This is a genomic window from Brevibacillus sp. HB1.1, from assembly GCF_013332445.1.
GTDB lineage: Bacteria > Bacillota > Bacilli > Brevibacillales > Brevibacillaceae > Brevibacillus > Brevibacillus porteri.
The window spans coordinates 1-17,633 of the sequence record NZ_JABMIV010000017.1; the positions used below are offsets into that span (position 1 = coordinate 1).

Here is a 17,633-nt window from a genome sequence, read left to right on the forward strand (position 1 = left end):
GTTTTGACTGGCTTTTTGTACGGTAAGTTTGGATAGTCTAATACTATATTAGCCTTGAACAGCACAACAGAGCCCGTACAATCTTTAGTTCCCATGGATTAAGCACAAGTATGTCAAAAAGAGTAAGGAAAAAATGAAATATTTCAACGAATAATGATACACATTTTGACATACAGAATAAGGTTTGTTTCCTGATGTGTCATAAAGCATGCTTTTTGACAGTGTTCAGAATTATGCTTACTCTTTGCAGCTAAAGATGCTGGTGGATGAACTGCGTGATCTTGAATTCGGATAGGTACCTTTTTCGCTTGTTTCGGCAACGCTTTAGTAGAAGATTCGATTGACTAGAAAAATACACCAAATATTGGAGGCAGCCAAGCGAACATAACTTCTACTAACCATTCCGACACAGTAGTTATCTCTGAATACCACTATACACAAAGGGCAGAATATACATGTTCATTTAACTGGAAGGAGGTCGTTACATAATGGATAGGCAAACACTGGCTGCACATGAATCACTTGAAATCCATGAAGCACTCAACTTCAAGACACTCTGCCTTGCCAAGTCTAAATTGATGCAAGGCATCGTATTCGATCAGGATCTAAAAGCATTGATGCAAAAAGACGTAGAACAAACTACGCAAGCAATTGCTGAGCTACAGGCAGTCTATCAGAAAGCTCCATTCCAAGCCCCGGTTCCGCAAAATCGCCCTACTCTTATATTGAATTGAAGGTGATACTCGAATGAATAACGATTATCAAGATCCGATTAATGCGTTACACATGCCGGAGATGGCTGATATGACGTTTGCCATGGATTTCCTCGTCCGTTCCAAAGAGGGCGTCCGAAACACGGCAATCGCCCTGACAGAAACAGTATCCCCTGAGGCTAGAGCGGTACTTCGCAAGCAGCTCCACCAAGGGATCGCTATCCATCAAGAAATTGCTGAGCTCATGATTAGTAAAAAATGGTTCCACCCTTACGAACTCAATGAACAATATCAATTGGACCAGCTTTCGGCCTTGAACACCATCCAAATTGGACAAATGAAGCTTTTCCCTGAGGATACCTCGCGCAAAGGCATGTTCGATCGGACGCCAGATGAACAATAATATTGGAGGAACAATGGATGAAAGCTGTTACATATCAGGGCATTAAGAACGTCGTGGTAAAAGAAGTTCCAGATCCAAAGATCGAGAAACCCGACGATATGATTATCAAGCTGACCAGCACAGCAATTTGCGGATCTGACCTGCATTTAATCCACGGAATGATTCCGAATTTGCAAGAAGACTATATCATCGGCCATGAACCAATGGGTATTGTTGAAGAGGTTGGCCCGGGCGTAACCAAGCTGAAAAAGGGAGATCGCGTCATTATTCCATTCAATATTGCCTGCGGGGAGTGCTTCTACTGCAAGAACCAGTTAGAAAGCCAATGCGATAATTCAAATGAGAATGGGGATATGGGTGCTTACTTCGGCTATTCAGGCACGACTGGCGGTTATCCTGGAGGACAAGCCGAGTATTTACGGGTGCCCTTCGCAAATTTCACCCATTTCAAGCTCCCTGAAAACTGCGAAGTGGAAGACGAAAAGCTGTGTCTGATCGCCGATGCCATGACGACCGCTTACTGGAGCGTTGATAATGCCGGTGTGAAAAACGGAGATACAGTCATTGTTTTGGGCTGCGGTCCAGTGGGACTTCTTGCACAAAAGTTTTGCTGGCTGAAGGGCGCAAAACGTGTAATCGCGGTCGACTATGTCGATTACCGCTTGCAGCATGCAAAGCGTACGAACAATGTGGAAATCGTAAACTTTGAGCAAGAGAAAAATATTGGAAGCTATCTGAAGGAAATGACAAAGGGTGGCGCTGATGTTGTCATCGACGCTGTTGGTATGGACGGGAAAATGTCCGATTTGGAGTTTCTCGCGAGTGGCCTAAAACTGCAAGGGGGCGCAATGGGTGCGGTGGTTATCGCTTCTCAAGCCGTGCGGAAGGCTGGCACGATTCAAATTACCGGTGTCTACGGAGGACGATATAATGCGTTTCCTCTTGGCGACATCATGCAACGCAATGTCAATATTCGTTCGGGACAAGCCCCAGTCATCCACTACATGCCGTATATGTACGAACTCGTGACGTCAGGCAAAGTGGATCCCGGCGACATCATCACCCACGTTATCCCTTTGAGCGACGCGAAGCGCGGATACGAAGTGTTCGATACGAAGACGGACAACTGCATCAAAGTTGTTCTAAAGCCTTAACTAGATCGTGGAAAGGGAGGCTGTCCTTCGATGGCATATGGATTGCACGAACAGCTGGAGGTTCATGAGATTGCTGCTTTTAAAACCATTTGCTTGACCAAATCCAAGACCATGCAAGCATTGGTTGCGGACGAAGCGTTAAAACAAATTTTAGCCGATGATGTTCATGTATCTACTAGACAGCTTCAGGAGCTGAGCTCGTTGCTAACAAATGCAGCTACATAGGAGGTGGAAGACAAGATATGGCTGGTATTCTTCAAGATATGATCGGCATGGGTGGCATGACGGATCAAGTAGTGGCAATGGACTTGCTAATCTCAGCCAAGAGTGGTGTGAGAAATTACGCCATGGCTCTAACCGAAACAGGCACTCCGGAAATAAAAGCTACGCTTACCAAACAATTGGAAGAAGCGATTGATTTGCACGAAAAAATTAGTACGTACATGATCGAGCAGGGCTGGTACCACCCTTGGAATGTTAACGAGCAGATTAAGTTGGATCAACAGAATATCCAAACAGCGTTGAATTTGCCATAAATCACCCTTCGAAGTGTGCTTTTTCTCACAAGAAGACCAGCATGGGCGTCATTTCTACGGTGGAAGTTGGAAGGGGGGACCCGGAAAACATCCAGGTAAAAAAATGATTCCGGCTTCATTTTATGAGACAGTAATATCCTTTTTATTTCCTCACGCTGTGAAAATGTTAGAGACGCCATGGGCGTCTTTTTTCATTATCGCTGATAATCAAAAAAACAACCGAATGTACCTTCTGTCGCGTGATCGTGAAGGGCCATAGAGTTAGTACTTCTTACAGTGAATGACATAGATTCATCTATTCTCGCTAATTCATTTTGAAGTATTTCAAGATCATCTAAATCCATTTCGCTTTTTTGTACGACCTTATTCCAAACTTGCAAAGTATCTTACCAATTAAGTAAATTGAACTAATAACAAATAACATCGGCAATAATGACTATATGGCTCAATCCACGTAACATACGATTCTTGTTTTTACATGGGGTTACGATGTGTTTCGTAGATCAACCGTATATAGATATTTTGAAACCAGGGGAGGATTAACATTGAAGGTTTTAGTAGTAGAAGATGACAAGACCATTGCAGATGGTTTGCACTATTCGCTTTCCAGTGAGGGTTATGAAGTCGTTCTTTGTGAAGGGAAACAAACGGCAATTGAAACAATTAAGCAACAACGTTTTGATATTTATTTACTGGATTTAACTTTGCCAGATGGTAATGGCTATGAGATTTGCGAATATGTAAAAGAAAATCAGGAGGCACCTGTCATCTTCTTGACGGCGTGTGATGATGAAATCAATGTGGTTCGGGGGTTAGATATGGGAGCAGACGACTATATCACAAAGCCGTTTCGTATTCGGGAGCTGATTAGCCGAATGAAGTCATCCCTTAGGCACTATCAAAAAGACCATACCCCGACTGACAACGTGAAGATTGGAAATGTTGTCGTAAATACGAAACTGGCTAAAGTGTACAAAGGAACCGAGGAAGTGATGCTGACTGCTTTAGAATACCGTTTACTGTTGGCATTCATAAATAATAGAGGGCAAGTTCTGTCCAGAAATCAGTTGTTAGAGGGCATTTGGGATCTAGATGGTAACTTTATCAATGACAATACCCTTTCTGTCTACATTAAGCGGCTTCGAGAAAAGTTGGAGGATGATAGCCAGAATCCCAAAGTGATAGAAACCGTACGCGGACTTGGCTATCGAATGAGTGGAAGTCATGCTTAAAAACAAAGAAATACGGAAGTTATGTATGTATAGCGTGCTTATTTCCATCATGGGGATCACAATTCTTTGGATAATCGATTGGAGAGCGGGGATTGTGGCGATTGCCATGGTATTTCTGCTCCTTTCCTGTTTTTTCCTGTTTACCCGCAAACGCTATCAGGACATCAGTAAGCTTGCTTATTATTTGGCTTCTGTCTATTCAGGCCAACCCACGATGGATATTAGGGATAACGTTGAGGGTGAATTGAGCATTCTGAAAAATGATATTTATAAAGTCACATTAACGTTGTCTGAGCAGTCTACTCTTCTGAAAAAGGACAAACAATACTTGGCAGATACTCTTTCGAACATCTCCCATCAACTAAAAACGCCACTTGCCTCCATGTTTGTCATGGCTGATTTGTTAAACAACCCGAGTCTGCCAAAAGACAAGAGGGAGGAGTTCTTAGGCAAGATTATCAATCAGCTGAAGCGTATTGAATGGCTCGTGACTTCATTGCTCAAGCTGTCCAAAATCGATGTGCAGAGCGTTATTTTCAAGAAGGAATCCGTATCTGTCAAAAAAATGATAAACAAGGCATTAGAACCACTCCTTGTCCCCATGGAATTAAAAAATCAGGAGCTTTCTTTTTCCTGTAAAGAAGACCTTTTCGTGTATGGAGATGAAAACTGGACGGTAGAAGCCATTTTGAACGTAATTAAAAACGGGATTGAGCATACACCGGTTGGGGGACGTATTGCTATTTCGTGTGAGGAAACAGCATTGTATACACAAATTGTCATTGCCGACAGTGGCGAGGGGATTAGCCCGGAAGATGCTCCACACATTTTTGAACGATTTTATAAAGGGAAGAATGCTGGAGCGGATAGTATTGGAATAGGGCTAGCAATGTCAAAAACAATCTTGCAAAGTCAAAACGCCGATGTGTTTATGGAAAGCCAGATTGGTGTAGGCACAGCATTCAAAATCAAATTCTACAAGCAAATGATGTAGATGACAAAATTGTAAGATTGAATGTCACCGACGAGACATCTTTGGCAGCTATTCTATACGTAATAACGAATCTAGGAGGTTCATGATGGAGATTTTGCGAGTAGAGAACCTGTCAAAGACGTACGGTGATGGTGAAACAGCTGTTACTGCACTGAACGATATCTCATTTTCCGTACAAAAAGGGGAGTTTGTGGCGATCATTGGACCATCTGGTTCAGGGAAGTCTACCCTTCTACATATTCTGGGGGGCGTTGATACACCCACATCCGGTAAGGTGATTGTTGACCAGACTGATATGTACGCGATGAATGAAACGGCACTGGCCATCTTCAGACGCAGACAGATTGGGCTTATCTATCAATTCTACAATCTGATCCCTGTCCTTAATGTAGAGGAAAATATTACCCTACCATTGCTGTTGGACGGTAGAGAAGTAAATCAAGATATCTTTTCCGATATCGTAGAGACTCTAGGTCTTCAACAGCGATTAAAGCATCTGCCAAACCAGCTTTCTGGAGGACAGCAGCAGCGTGCGTCCATTGGCCGTGCATTGATTAGCAGTCCCGCCATTGTATTGGCTGACGAGCCTACGGGGAATCTAGACAGCAAAAACAGTGCTGAGATTGTGAAGCTCTTGAAAAAACTACACAAAGAGCGGCATCAAACCCTGATTGTTATTACACATGACGAAAACATTGCCTTACAAGCAGACCGTATTATCGGCATTCAGGATGGCAGGATTTCTAGAGATGAGGTGATCAGGCGATGAATATCGTAAATCAGCTCACGTTACGCTATATGAAGCAGAATAAGAGCCGTACTCTTGTTACAATCATTGGGGTTATCATTTCTGTCGCAATGCTTACAGCAGTATTTTCGATTAGTAGTTCTTTCATGGATATGATGCAGAGAAACACGATTGCCTACACTGGTAAATGGCAGGCAGCTTTTTTCGATGTTACAGGAGAAGATGTTGCGGTTATTACAAATACAGAAGCAATTGAAAGATACGACATTGACCAGGAACTCGGATTTGCACGACTTTCTAACTCTGCAAACAGGGCTAAGCCTTATTTGTATATTACTGGACACAGTAATCATGATGTAATAGGGATCAGCCCAATTGATGGGCGTTTGCCTCAGAATGAAAATGAACTGGCACTTTCATCACAGTTTCTTCAAACTGCCGGTGTTAGCTGGAAGGTTGGAGATGTAGTCACATTAGATTTTGGTAAACGTAGCTTGAATAAAGATGGTACGAGCGAGACGTTGGGCAACAATGATGCCTATCAATCAAAGGAAGTCTTTACGCCTACAAAAACGAAAACATACACCATTACCGGGATTGTTCAAGCACCAGCTAGAGAGCAGGATGCAATGGCTGCATACCGTGCATTTAGTGGTCTTTCAGAGGGTGCCTTGGAGGAGGGTTTTCCCTACACGGTAAGAGTTGAATATAAGGATTTTAAAGGTTTAGGGAATGACATTTATGAAACGAGTGACACGATCGCTAGTAAGGTGAGCGGAGTAAATAATCAAGGTAAATCTAATGGAGTAAAAATCAAGTACAACCGGGATCTTTTGCTTTATTCAGGGATTTCGAGTGATTCCCGCTTTCTTAACACCATGTATCTGGCAGTCCTTACCGTTGGAAGTATCATTCTGATTGGATCTTTCTCACTCATCTACAACGCGTTTTCGATCTCGCTTTCAGAGCGTAGTCGCACTTTAGGGATGTTATCTAGCGTAGGGGCAACCAAACAGCAAAAAAGGGCTTCTGTATTTTTTGAAGCTGCTGTGATCGGGGTCATAGCGATTCCAGCTGGGTTGTTTTTCGGGTCCATTGGTATTGGGGTTACTCTCCATTTGCTTAGTCCATTCATTCAAAAAATGTTTGTCGTTAGTGAACCGATGCGATTGGTGATAGAGCCGTACAGTATGATTGCTGTCATTTTATTTTCCATTTTGACGCTGCTCGTTTCTGCATGGTTTCCAGCAGTGAGGGCATCGAGAATTACACCGATAACTGCGATCCGCCAGACAAAGGATATCGAAATAAAAGGAAAAGATGTACGTACATCCAAAATGACCCGTAAGTTGTTTGGATATGAAGCGGAACTAGGATTAAAAAATCTGAAAAGGAATAAACACCACTATCGCTCAACTGTCTTTTCTCTTGCGATCAGTGTAATTTTGTACCTTGCAGCTTCTTCCTTTTCGTTGTATATGGATAAGTCCTATAATATGGCACAAGCACCGCTACCATATGATCTGTCCGTATACGCAAGGGGAGCCGATTGGGAAAGGGTACGTTCATTAACAAATGATTTGATGTCTGTCCAAAACGCAACAACAAAAGTGAAGACTCAACTTCTTTATAATGATCTATACCTCAACGAAAACGAGGTTACCACAGACATCTCCAGTCGCCATACTCTTAATCCAGATGGGAAATACAACATGTCTGCAAAGCTTGTTTCTCTTGATGAGGCTTCTTTTGCAGCGTACCTGCAATCCGCGGGGATTGATGCAAAGAAATGGGAAGGTGACGAGATTTCCGCCATACTTGTCAATCAGATCACCTTGAAGGAAAAACATAATTTTACAGATATCACTCAACTAACCGTACAAGAGGGATCAGAAATACCTCTCACTATGATTGAAGGAGCTAAAGTCCGAATTGCTTCTATCACGGATAAACGTCCACCTTTTATGCTACGATACGAGGAAGATGTTTCTAGCGTGACATTTGTCGTTTCTGAACGAGACTTTGACAAGCTACGAGAACTAGGTAACGATATGCTGACTGAGCAAATTTTCAGCGAGGTTGAATTTACAACAGGGCAGTCTGCGGCATTGGAAAATGAAATAAACCCAATTATTAACAGATATCCAGATGTATATGTCTATACGACCAATCTGATTGCGGAGCGTCAGGATGCACTGAATCGCGCCACAGTCACATCCGTATTCCTTTATGGGTTTGTGGTTCTCATCGGACTCATTTGCATGGCAAATATTATCAACACGATTTCGACAGGGATGGCCTTGAGAAAACGTGAGTTTGCGATGTTGGCTTCCATAGGCATGACACCAGAGGGCATGAAGAAAATGCTACGCTTCGAAGGATTCTTTTATGGAATGAAGTCACTTATTTACGGTTTACCGATTAGTTTATGCGTGATGTTTTTCATCTACATGAGCCTTAGCCGTAATTTTGAATTTGCTTTTACGTTGCCTTGGGCGAATCTCATCCTTGCAGGGATAGGTGTGTTTTTCATTGTGGGTACATCCATCCTCTATGCGACTAGAAAATATAAAGAACAGAGTATCGTTGAATCCCTGAAGAACGAAAATATCTAATGTAGAGGGTAATTTTGGGACTAGCGAAGAATGGTTATTCAAGCCATAAAAAAAGAAGGATAAAAATCACAACGATTTTCATCCTTCTTTTTGCTATTTTAATGATTTTTAACTACTTCTTGTCCCCGCACATTCCACGTAAGAGCAAAAACAAGAGCAGCCAATGCGCACGAAGCCGTCAGCAACATAAATCCTGCATCCCAGCCGGAGGCATCAACGATAACCCCCATCAATGCATTCGCTGTGACTGTACCACCCAGGTAACCAAACAGACCCGTCAGCCCTGCAGCGGTTCCGGCAGCTTTTTTCGGAACGAAATCAAGGGCTTGCAAACCAATCAGCATGACTGGACCGTAAATCAGGAAACCGATAGCGATCAGGCAAATCATATCGACCACGGAATTTCCAGGTGGGTTGAACCAGTAGACCAGAACAGCGATCAATACGCCGAGCATAAAGACAAACCCTGCGGGTCCACGGCGGCCCTTGAACAATTTATCGGACAGCCAGCCGCACAGGAGCGTTCCCGGGATACCTGCCCATTCGTACAGGAAGTAGGCAACGCTCGACTTGCTCATATCAAAGCCTTTTTCTTCACTCAAATAGGTCGGCGCCCAGTCCAGAACACCGTAACGGACGAAGTAGACGAAGATGTTGGCAATCGCGATTGCCCAAACCCATTTGTTGTTCAACACATATTTGAAAAGGATTTCTTTTGTGGAGAATTCTGTTTCAAACGTTTTCTTCTCCTTGTTTGGATAGTCATTGCGATATTCTTCAATAGGCGGCAGGCCGACTGACTGCGGCGTATCGCGAATTAAGAAATACGTAATGAATCCAAAGACAATGGCAACCAGAGCAGGCAGGACAAACACGCCTTCATACCCGGAAGAGGTATAACCCGAAAGTCCGGTGAACATTGCTACACCTGCAACAGCGAGGGGGGCCATCAAGCCTCCACCAACGTTATGGGCTACATTCCAAATGGCTGTTTTATTTCCTCTTTCACTTACACTAAACCAGTGTACGAGAACACGCCCGGATGGAGGCCAGCCCATTCCCTGGAACCAACCGTTCAGGAACAGCATCACAAACATGATCGAGACGGATGAAGTGAAGTAAGGAACAACGCCCATCAGCAAACTAATAAGTGCAGAAAGAATTAAACCGGCAGGCAAGAACATTCGCGGGTTGCTTCGGTCTGAAAAAATGGCCATTACAAACTTGCTGATCCCGTAGGAAATCGAAATGGCGGATAACGCAAAGCCGAGCTCTGATCTTGTAAATCCTTCTTTAATCAAATAAGGCATGGCGAGCGAGAAGTTTTTGCGGATGAGATAGTACGCCGCATAACCGATGAAGATTCCGAGAAACACCTGAAGCCTGAGCTTTTTATACTCAGAATCAATTTGTTCGTCAGGCAATCTGTCAATCGGCGGTGCAGGCTTAAACAGCTTGAGCATCTTATTCCTCCCCCTTAGTGATTTCTAACAATGATGGCGATACACGTAAAAAAACCCATACCTTAATGGCGCTTTCAAAAATGAAAGTGCCAAAAAGTATGAGTCTCCGAATCTCCATCATAGTTAACTTGTTAAGTGTATTCTATTATTCTGTGAAAACGTTGTCAACGAAGTTATTCTGGGTTATTTTTCCAAACAAAGATGCGATCTATAGCGAACGGTCATGTAATCGTATACGCTGGAAGTATGATATGTCTGTCTCTGTGGGAGGCAGGCTAAGAAAATTTTCCGCAAAAACGCGGTCGCACCTCTTCGAAAAAGCCTCGATAGAGGTTTTCTTATGTATACTTTATTCATAAAAATACATTTTTTCCAAATATAAGGATATCTTTATATTAGCTCATCTGTAAGAGGGGGGTTAAGCAAAGATGTAAATGACACTCTTTTTTGCACAAGTAAAAATGAAGGAGGCTTTGTTTGATGCATTTGATGAGAAAAGCAGGAGTTTTGGTAGTGCTGTCGCTTATCTTAATTTTTTCTATATTTCCGCAGTCTTCACACGCCATGACACCGTGGACTCCTAACACCGTATACAAGTTAGGAGACATGGTTACATACCAAGGGCAAGATTATAAATGTACATTTGCTCATACATCGCTTGTCGGATGGGAACCACCCAACGTACCGACACTGTGGCAACTGCAAGGTCCCTCTGCTCCCGATACCATTCCACCTACGTCCCCCACAAATCTTAGTGAAGTAGGGATATCAAGTAGTTCGGTCAGCTTATCTTGGTCAGCTTCTACGGATAACATAGCTGTTCAGGAGTATCTCGTCTACAACGGAGATACACTCGCTGGTACATCGAGTACAACTTCCTATACCGTGACTGGGCTTCTAGCAAATACGACATATTCATTCACGATACAGGCAAAAGATGCCGCAGGCAATGTATCCCCACCCAGCGCCTCGATAACCGTAACAACTTTATCTAAATCCCCAAATGAACCGGTATCCAAACGAGTTTTGATCGGCTACTGGCATAATTTTGACAATGGTTCTACGGTACTCAAGCTAAGAGATGTCTCAGATAAATACGATGTAATCAATGTTGCGTTCGCAGAACCAGTCGGTGGCGATCATGCGACAATGGGATTCGTGCCGTTCAATGCGTCGATTGAGGAATTTAAGTCGGATATCGCCTTCTTAAAATCAAAGGGTAAGAAGGTCCTCATCTCGATTGGCGGAGCGAATGGTACAGTAGAGCTGACGACGGAAGCTGCCAAACAAAATTTTATAACCTCGATGACCTCGATCATTCAAACGTATGGTTTTGATGGTATGGATATTGATCTGGAAGGAAGCTCCCTGTCGCTAAATGCGGGGGACACTGATTTTAGAAATCCGACAACGCCTAAAATTATAAACTTAATTTCAGCGACTCAGACGATCACGACTACATTTGGCCCATCCTTCATTTTGACGATGGCGCCAGAGACGGCTTATGTCCAAGGAGGTTACGCTTCCTATGGTGGGCCGTGGGGCGCTTATCTGCCTGTGATTCATGCCCTTCGCGATCGAATGAATTATATCCACGTCCAACACTATAATTCCGGAGCGTTAGAAGCATTAGATGGTCGTACGTATCAACAAGGAACGGCTGATTTCCAAGTAGCGATGGCAGAAATGTTATTGAAGGGATTCCCTATCGGTCGTAATCCTAATAACATGTTTCCGGCCTTGAGGGAAAACCAAGTCGCAATCGGGCTACCTTCTGCTCCAAGTGCTGCCGGGGGAGGCTATACGTCTCCTGCCGATATCCAGAAAGCACTTCAATACTTGGTAAAAGGCACGTCTTTTGGAGGAACTTACAAACTCCAAAATCCAGCTGGATATCCGCAGTTCCAAGGAGTTATGACCTGGTCTATCAACTGGGATGCAAAAAATAACTATTCGTTTGCCAATCATGTTCGCACTTCGCTTGATTCACTGAGCCAGTAATGACGGAATCTTCATGCAAAAAGAGAGTGACCCAGAATTTAACCAGCGGGGCAAGCAGAATGCTAGGTTGCACGTCTTGCGTTTCCGCATTCAAAAACTCGAGTTCCTTAGCGTACAGGGACTCGAGTTTTTATTTTATCCCAATCTTTGGTTGAAGGGTTCACCATTTACGGAGTTACTCGACCGAAACCTCAACCGAGATCAACAAATGGGCAAAGGGGAAGCTTATTTTTTAGTCCTATACAAAATCAGGATAAACTGGTGCACATCGACATATAATCGCTTAAAATAAGTGTACCAACCAATAAGGAGGCTATTTACATGAGAAACGGAATGAAGAAAAGCCCACAAACTTATAAGGGTGGAACACTTTCGCTACTATCATGATGTAAATAGTGTCCCCCTTGTAAGTGTTTTGAAAAAAACACGAAAAAAGGGGTAAATCATGAGATTCCCAGTCAAAAAATTTCTCTCCTACTACAAACCGTATGTCATGGTGTTTCTGTCGGTATTGGCATGTACCTTTGTTGTATCTGCTTTGACTTTAGTGTTTCCTTTGCTAGTTCGGTATGTGACGAAGGATATCCTCGAAGAAGATTTGTCCACGGCACTACAGGAAGTGTACGGGATGGGTGGACTGATGCTTGTTCTTGTCATCGTCCAAAACATCGCTAACTTCTATGCAGACTATAAAGGACATGAGATAGGAGCTCGTATGGAGCGGGATATGCGCAGTGAGCTATTCGCTCATATGCAGAAGCTCTCGTTTCGTTTTTATGATAAGGAAAAGACCGGTAAGCTCATGTCGCGTTTGACGAACGATCTGTATATGCTTGCGGAGCTATATCATCACGGTCCAGAAGACTACTTGAAATACTTCATTCGATTTGTTGGGGCATTTGTGATTTTATTTATGATCAATGCTCCGCTAACGATGGCTGTATTTTGTTTCTTGCCGATCTTAATGCTTTTCTCTGTGTATTTTAACAAGATGCTGAACAGAGCATTAACAAGGAATAAAGAAAGAATCGCAGACGTTAACGCGCAGGTAGAGGATAGTTTGTCAGGAATTCGTGTGGTCAAATCGTTTGCGAACGAGCACGTGGAAATCGAGAAGTTTAACCGGGAAAATAATCGTTTCCTGGAAAGCCGTAAGAATACCTACAAAGCGGAAGCGTATTTTTACAATAGCGTTGAAACGATTATTCAGTGTATCACGATAACGGTGATCATTTTTGGCAGTGCCAACATCGTCAACCAAACCTTGGACTTGGCAGATTTGATCACTTTTTTATTGTATATCAACTTCATGATGGAGCCGATTCAGCGCCTGACCCAGATGAGCACACTGCTGCAAGAAGGAATAACGGGCTTTCAGCGTTTTATGGAATTGATGGCCGTGAAGCCGGATATCGAAAACAAACGGGATGCGCTGGCTATATCAGAGGTGCTTGGTGAAGTTGAGTTCCAGCAGGTTTCGTTCCGTTATGAAGAGCAATTGGACGATATTTTTGTAAACCTGTCGATGACGGTACATCCCGGAGAGTACGTAGCATTAGTGGGACCATCAGGTGCGGGAAAAACGACGTTATGTTCGCTGGTTCCCCGTTTTTATGATGTGACAGGTGGAGACGTATACCTCGACGGGATCAATGTGCGTGATATCGACCTACAGTCGTTACGAGATAAAATCGGAATCGTCCAACAAGATGTCTACCTCTTTGCGGGAACCGTGATGGAAAACATCCGCTACGGAAAACCAGCAGCAAGCGACGAAGAAATCATCATGGCAGCCAAACAAGCGAATGCCCATGACTTTATCATGGGATTGCTAAATGGATACGACTCCGAGCTCGGACAACGAGGTGTCAATCTGTCTGGAGGGCAAAAGCAGCGCATAAGTATCGCCCGGGTATTCTTGAAGAATCCACCCGTTTTGATATTAGATGAAGCTACGAGCGCACTCGATAATGAGAGTGAAAGCATCGTCAAAGAATCATTAGAATCATTGGCAAAAGGACGTACAACCATTGTTATCGCCCATCGTCTTTCCACGATTCGCAATGCGGAGCGTATTATCGTATTAACCAAAGACGGTATTGCTGAGCAAGGCACACACAAGGAGCTGCTGGCACGCAATGGAGCGTACGCCCATCTCTATGCGAAGCAATTTGATAGGGTTGCTTCTCTGAACTAGAAGGAGAAGAAAAGAAAAGAGCTACTCTTTTAGGGTAGCTCTTTTTTCTTGGAACAAAACGAAATGAGAACTACGTAGCAAGCACAGCCTGCTTTTGAAACCCACTCATAATCCCAATCAGCATCTCTTTATCCATCTGCAGTTCACTTTGATCCACTTTTTGCAGTAGTTTCTTGGTGTTGTCATTCGGGAAAGAGATACTCCGCTTCCAATAGGAATGGAACAAGCTCATGGATGCATTGAAGGCTTTCTCTTCTTCGGTTAGCAGCTCGTTTGTTTCAAATGGAACAGGAACTAGATTCGGAAAATCCAAGACTTCTTTGATGCAATCGACCACCAATTGTTGGGTAGGTGGAACAGGGTTGGTAGCATGATAGATTTCCTTTTGTTCCCCATGAGTAAGTGCTGCGAGCAAGACAGAAGAGACATAGTCAACTGGAACGAGGTTCGAGTTCACGTCGACATCCACCAAGATCCGGTACTTTTGCTTGTCCCAGCCTTCTGTTCGCGATGCTCTTCTTTTCAGTACGCGAAGACCTTTTAATAATCCATACAAGCCAAAAGTGGTATCGGCTTCGCCCGTTTTGGAATCGCCGATAATGATCGACGGTCTGACAATGATGGTCTCCATTTTGTCGCTGTAGGAGAAGACGAGATGTTCCGCCAAGCATTTTGTCTCTTCGTAGTTGTTTACGAAGGAGCGTTCCGGGCTGTACAGCGCTTCTTTTCCTTCTGTTTCGGTGCCGATGGTGTAAGCCGTACTCACATAGATAAAGCGGGGGGAGCGAATGGCTTCTGCGAATTGTAATGTATTTTTTGTTCCCTCTACATTTACCTCGTACGTCTGCGGTTTCTGAGCGGGATCGAAGGACAGGTATGCGGCAATATGGTACATCGCATCTATTTTTTTGTTGAGCTGTCTCAAATCATTTTCAGAGACGCCCAAGTCTTTTTTCGAAACATCACCTAGTAAAATATGTACCCGTGTCCGGTGTTTTTCGGCAAAGCTATGCAACAAATCGCTTGCCTTCTTTTCATTTCGAGCGAGTAAGTAAAGGGTATGGCCTTCGTTTAATAGATCTTGGGAGAGTTTTTTTCCGAGAAAACCTGTTGCTCCGGTTACAAGGATATTCATATGGTTAACCAGCTCCGTATGTTTGTTAGGTAGGGAGTTGCTGAAATATCAATAATTCATTATATGATGAAAAATGCAGCTTTGACGAGTGTGGATGAAACAGTATCGTGAAAATACACTAAAAAACCCTCCAGAGCTGCTACTTTTTAGGTATCTGAATTTTGGGGTGATTAGTAAACTGTCGTGTTTGGGTGTAGTGAAGTTTCAGAGTGGTAGTAATAGGGGAAATATACTTTACATGAACTTGATGAAGGTCAGCACATTTATGGTGCTTTGCCGTCTATCCGTACGCCTTTAGTCGACCTGTGAGGCGGTGTTTGGGCTGTCAAAAACGGTTTGGTTCTGTTGCTCTCACAGCAGCTAGTTAACCTATTTCCATAAGAGAGGAGTCATCACAGATGATCAAAAAGATGTTTACCGGCTATAAAGCTTCGCTATCCAAGCAGATGCTGTTTTTTCTCGTCTTGCTTATCGTTGTTCCTTCTGTCGTTCTCAGCCTTTCCTTGACACAACTGGCACGCAACCAGTTAGAGCGCGAATTGTTGTCTCAAGTTGAATCGGTTACCACGATGATTACACAAGTACTCAATAATTCGTACCGGGATTATTCTGTTACGATCGATAGCTTTGCGGATGTTCAAGTTCCTCCGGGGCAAAATGCGGATACGTATATCTACGATCGTATCCACAACATAGAGAAAGACATCGACAATGTTTTGGCTGCGTTTATGTACTATGACAATCGATACTACAACTCTGCGAAAAAGGAAATTGATCCGACTACGCGAGATTGGTACAAGCAAGCGATTCAGCATAAAGGGCAGATCATTGTGACGCCCCCTTACATCGACGCAGTCAGTGGGAGCTACGTGATTACGTTTGCCAAGACGCTCTCGGGCGGTACAGGAGTAGCGGGTATCGACGTTTCTATCGATCACTTAAACGAGCTGGTAAAGACGTACAAGATCGGTGAAAAGGGATATGTCAGCCTGTTCGATCAGAACAACGTGACGATGTCGCATCCGCGATTCCCACAAGGCAAGCCGCTTGAAGACGAGCGCTTCCAAGTGATGCGTGATCAAGAGCAGGGTTCTTTTGAAATGGACGTTGACGAGCTTCGTGAATATTACCATTTCAACAAGCAAAATTCGCTCGGATTGAACGTCGTTTCCGTGATTGATTGGAGTGAAATCAAGCAAAAAACAGGGCCACTGTTACGGATGTCGTTCATGTTTATCGTGCTTTTGCTTGCCCTTATTGCCTTGTTTGTCTGGATCTTCATGAAACGGACTGTGAGACCTATCCTGCAATTGAAGCAACTGACCGACTCGATCGCGCAGGGGGATTTGACAGTCAGGTCCATCGAGAGCGGAAGAATAGATGAGATTGGACAGCTACAATCCAACTTCAATACGATGTCGCAATCGTTGTCCGATGTTCTGCGTCAAATTACCGATCATTCCGAGCAAATCTCTGCTTCCTCCCAGCATTTGTCTGCCAATTCGGAGGAGAACGTGCAAACGATTGAACAAGTGGCAGCCTCCATGCAAGAAATAGCGTCCATGTCTTCCGATATGAATCGGAGTATAGATACCGTGAAGCAATCGGCGACGCAAGCGCAACAGGAGCTGGATGATGCCATCCGCATTCTGCGTGAGAGCACGGAAATGTCGCAGCTTATCACAGGTTTGGCCAATACCGGAGAGGAGTCCCTCGGAGCGGCGAGACAACAGGTGAATATGATCGTGGAGCATTCCACTCGTTCAAAAGATGAGATGGAGGAGTTAAAAGGGGTTGCTGGAGAAATTAGCGGGGTGACGAATTTTATCCAGGATATCGCCTCTCAGACAAATTTACTTGCGTTGAATGCAGCTATTGAAGCGGCACGTGCCGGGCAAGAAGGCCGTGGATTCGCTGTCGTTGCTGATGAGGTACGCAAGCTGGCTGATCAGACAGGTTCTGCTGCTGAAAAGATCGACACTCTGATCGGCGAGGTTCAGAATCGCGTTCTGCACATGGTTAGACGTACGGAGGAGGGCGTGGATTCTGCTACAGCGGGAAGTGATTTGACACAATCGGTTGAGCAGCGTTTTACGGAAATGTATGAGGCCATTAACCGCATTGATGCGCACCTCGAGCAAGTAGCTCGCGTCAGCGAAGGGTTGATGCAATCAAATACATTGATGCTTGTGGCCTTTGGTGAATCGAGTGCCATGAGCCAAGCCACTGCACAAGAGGTCGACCAAGTCGCCGCAGCCAGTGAAGAACAGAATGCTTCAATGGAGGAAGTGGCGGCTTCGGCAGCGCATCTTGCCAACATTGCGGAAGAGTTGCAGTCATTGGTTCAGCGTTTTAAATTGGAACGCTAACAGTAGTTGTAGTGATGGAGAGAAAGAAGACCAACAGATGTTGGTCTTTTTTTGTCCAAGTTGATCGTAATAG

14 protein-coding genes are annotated in these 17,633 nt (G+C 44.0%); 12 read left to right on the forward strand and 2 right to left on the reverse strand.

Annotated features, from left to right (window positions below; translation table 11 throughout):
• The first annotated feature begins 488 nt into the window (after positions 1–488).
• The 9 genes from HPY27_RS27840 (at position 489) to HPY27_RS27880 (ending at position 8,395) form a co-directional block, all read left to right on the forward strand.
• On the forward strand, positions 489–734 hold the full coding sequence (locus HPY27_RS27840) for a spore gernimation protein GerQ (protein WP_174226462.1): 246 nt from the start codon (positions 489–491) through the stop codon (positions 732–734).
• A gap of 13 nt (positions 735–747) precedes the next feature.
• Entirely contained in the window at positions 748–1,116 is a 369-nt protein-coding gene (locus HPY27_RS27845) for a spore coat protein (protein WP_017247079.1), read from the forward strand.
• A gap of 17 nt (positions 1,117–1,133) precedes the next feature.
• The gene (locus HPY27_RS27850; protein WP_017247080.1) at positions 1,134–2,270 is read left to right on the forward strand and encodes a zinc-dependent alcohol dehydrogenase; all 1,137 of its coding nucleotides are present in this window, start codon (positions 1,134–1,136) and stop codon (positions 2,268–2,270) included.
• Between the two features lie 30 nt (positions 2,271–2,300).
• Positions 2,301–2,495: a hypothetical protein gene (locus HPY27_RS27855; protein ID WP_017247081.1), complete on the forward strand. Its 195-nt coding sequence runs from the start codon at positions 2,301–2,303 to the stop codon at positions 2,493–2,495.
• A 17-nt stretch (positions 2,496–2,512) separates the two neighbouring features.
• Positions 2,513–2,806 (forward strand): spore coat protein, encoded by a 294-nt coding sequence (locus HPY27_RS27860; RefSeq protein ID WP_017247082.1) that lies wholly within the window; start codon positions 2,513–2,515, stop codon positions 2,804–2,806.
• A gap of 545 nt (positions 2,807–3,351) precedes the next feature.
• Positions 3,352–4,038, forward strand: coding sequence for a response regulator transcription factor (locus HPY27_RS27865; RefSeq protein WP_173624356.1), 687 nt, complete (start codon positions 3,352–3,354; stop codon positions 4,036–4,038).
• Complete coding sequence (locus HPY27_RS27870; RefSeq protein ID WP_173624360.1) at positions 4,031–5,032, forward strand: sensor histidine kinase; 1,002 nt, start codon at positions 4,031–4,033, stop codon at positions 5,030–5,032. The genes HPY27_RS27865 and HPY27_RS27870 overlap by 8 nt, the downstream gene beginning before the upstream one ends.
• Before the next feature lie 85 nt (positions 5,033–5,117).
• A complete protein-coding gene (locus HPY27_RS27875) occupies positions 5,118–5,801 on the forward strand; it encodes an ABC transporter ATP-binding protein (protein ID WP_017247086.1) in 684 nt (227 codons plus the stop codon).
• The gene (locus HPY27_RS27880) at positions 5,798–8,395 is read left to right on the forward strand and encodes an ABC transporter permease (RefSeq protein WP_174226463.1); all 2,598 of its coding nucleotides are present in this window, start codon (positions 5,798–5,800) and stop codon (positions 8,393–8,395) included. The genes HPY27_RS27875 and HPY27_RS27880 overlap by 4 nt, the downstream gene beginning before the upstream one ends.
• 98 nt (positions 8,396–8,493) lie before the next feature.
• On the opposite strand, the gene glpT is transcribed toward HPY27_RS27880, so the two are convergent.
• Positions 8,494–9,858, reverse strand: a complete 1,365-nt coding sequence (glpT, locus tag HPY27_RS27885; RefSeq protein ID WP_017247088.1) for a glycerol-3-phosphate transporter — start codon at positions 9,856–9,858, stop codon at positions 8,494–8,496.
• 480 nt (positions 9,859–10,338) lie between these two features.
• Between glpT and HPY27_RS27890 the strand changes: the two genes are divergently transcribed.
• Both HPY27_RS27890 and HPY27_RS27895 read left to right on the forward strand, forming a co-directional pair.
• Positions 10,339–11,859: a chitinase gene (locus tag HPY27_RS27890; protein ID WP_017247089.1), complete on the forward strand. Its 1,521-nt coding sequence runs from the start codon at positions 10,339–10,341 to the stop codon at positions 11,857–11,859.
• 445 nt (positions 11,860–12,304) lie between these two features.
• Positions 12,305–14,056, forward strand: a complete 1,752-nt coding sequence (locus HPY27_RS27895; RefSeq protein WP_174226464.1) for an ABC transporter ATP-binding protein — start codon at positions 12,305–12,307, stop codon at positions 14,054–14,056.
• A gap of 70 nt (positions 14,057–14,126) precedes the next feature.
• Here the strand turns inward: HPY27_RS27895 and HPY27_RS27900 are convergent, their stop codons facing one another.
• Positions 14,127–15,191: an SDR family oxidoreductase gene (locus tag HPY27_RS27900; RefSeq protein ID WP_174226465.1), complete on the reverse strand. Its 1,065-nt coding sequence runs from the start codon at positions 15,189–15,191 to the stop codon at positions 14,127–14,129.
• Positions 15,192–15,589: 398 nt separating this feature from the next.
• Between HPY27_RS27900 and HPY27_RS27905 the strand changes: the two genes are divergently transcribed.
• Positions 15,590–17,560, forward strand: a complete 1,971-nt coding sequence (locus HPY27_RS27905) for a methyl-accepting chemotaxis protein (RefSeq protein ID WP_174226466.1) — start codon at positions 15,590–15,592, stop codon at positions 17,558–17,560.
• Positions 17,561–17,633 lie beyond the last annotated feature (73 nt).

What these genes read in the sequence shown, in the direction of transcription:
- HPY27_RS27840 (WP_174226462.1), top strand. Translation starts at nt 489, where the DNA reads ATGGATAGGCAAACACTGGCTGCACATGAATCACTTGAAATCCATGAA.
- HPY27_RS27845 (WP_017247079.1), top strand. Translation starts at nt 748, where the DNA reads ATGAATAACGATTATCAAGATCCGATTAATGCGTTACACATGCCGGAG.
- HPY27_RS27850 (WP_017247080.1), top strand. Translation starts at nt 1,134, where the DNA reads ATGAAAGCTGTTACATATCAGGGCATTAAGAACGTCGTGGTAAAAGAA.
- HPY27_RS27855 (WP_017247081.1), top strand. Translation starts at nt 2,301, where the DNA reads ATGGCATATGGATTGCACGAACAGCTGGAGGTTCATGAGATTGCTGCT.
- HPY27_RS27860 (WP_017247082.1), top strand. Translation starts at nt 2,513, where the DNA reads ATGGCTGGTATTCTTCAAGATATGATCGGCATGGGTGGCATGACGGAT.
- HPY27_RS27870 (WP_173624360.1), top strand. Translation starts at nt 4,031, where the DNA reads ATGCTTAAAAACAAAGAAATACGGAAGTTATGTATGTATAGCGTGCTT.
- HPY27_RS27875 (WP_017247086.1), top strand. Translation starts at nt 5,118, where the DNA reads ATGGAGATTTTGCGAGTAGAGAACCTGTCAAAGACGTACGGTGATGGT.
- HPY27_RS27880 (WP_174226463.1), top strand. Translation starts at nt 5,798, where the DNA reads ATGAATATCGTAAATCAGCTCACGTTACGCTATATGAAGCAGAATAAG.
- glpT (WP_017247088.1), bottom strand. Translation starts at nt 9,858, where the DNA reads ATGCTCAAGCTGTTTAAGCCTGCACCGCCGATTGACAGATTGCCTGAC.
- HPY27_RS27890 (WP_017247089.1), top strand. Translation starts at nt 10,339, where the DNA reads ATGCATTTGATGAGAAAAGCAGGAGTTTTGGTAGTGCTGTCGCTTATC.
- HPY27_RS27895 (WP_174226464.1), top strand. Translation starts at nt 12,305, where the DNA reads ATGAGATTCCCAGTCAAAAAATTTCTCTCCTACTACAAACCGTATGTC.
- HPY27_RS27900 (WP_174226465.1), bottom strand. Translation starts at nt 15,191, where the DNA reads ATGAATATCCTTGTAACCGGAGCAACAGGTTTTCTCGGAAAAAAACTC.
- HPY27_RS27905 (WP_174226466.1), top strand. Translation starts at nt 15,590, where the DNA reads ATGATCAAAAAGATGTTTACCGGCTATAAAGCTTCGCTATCCAAGCAG.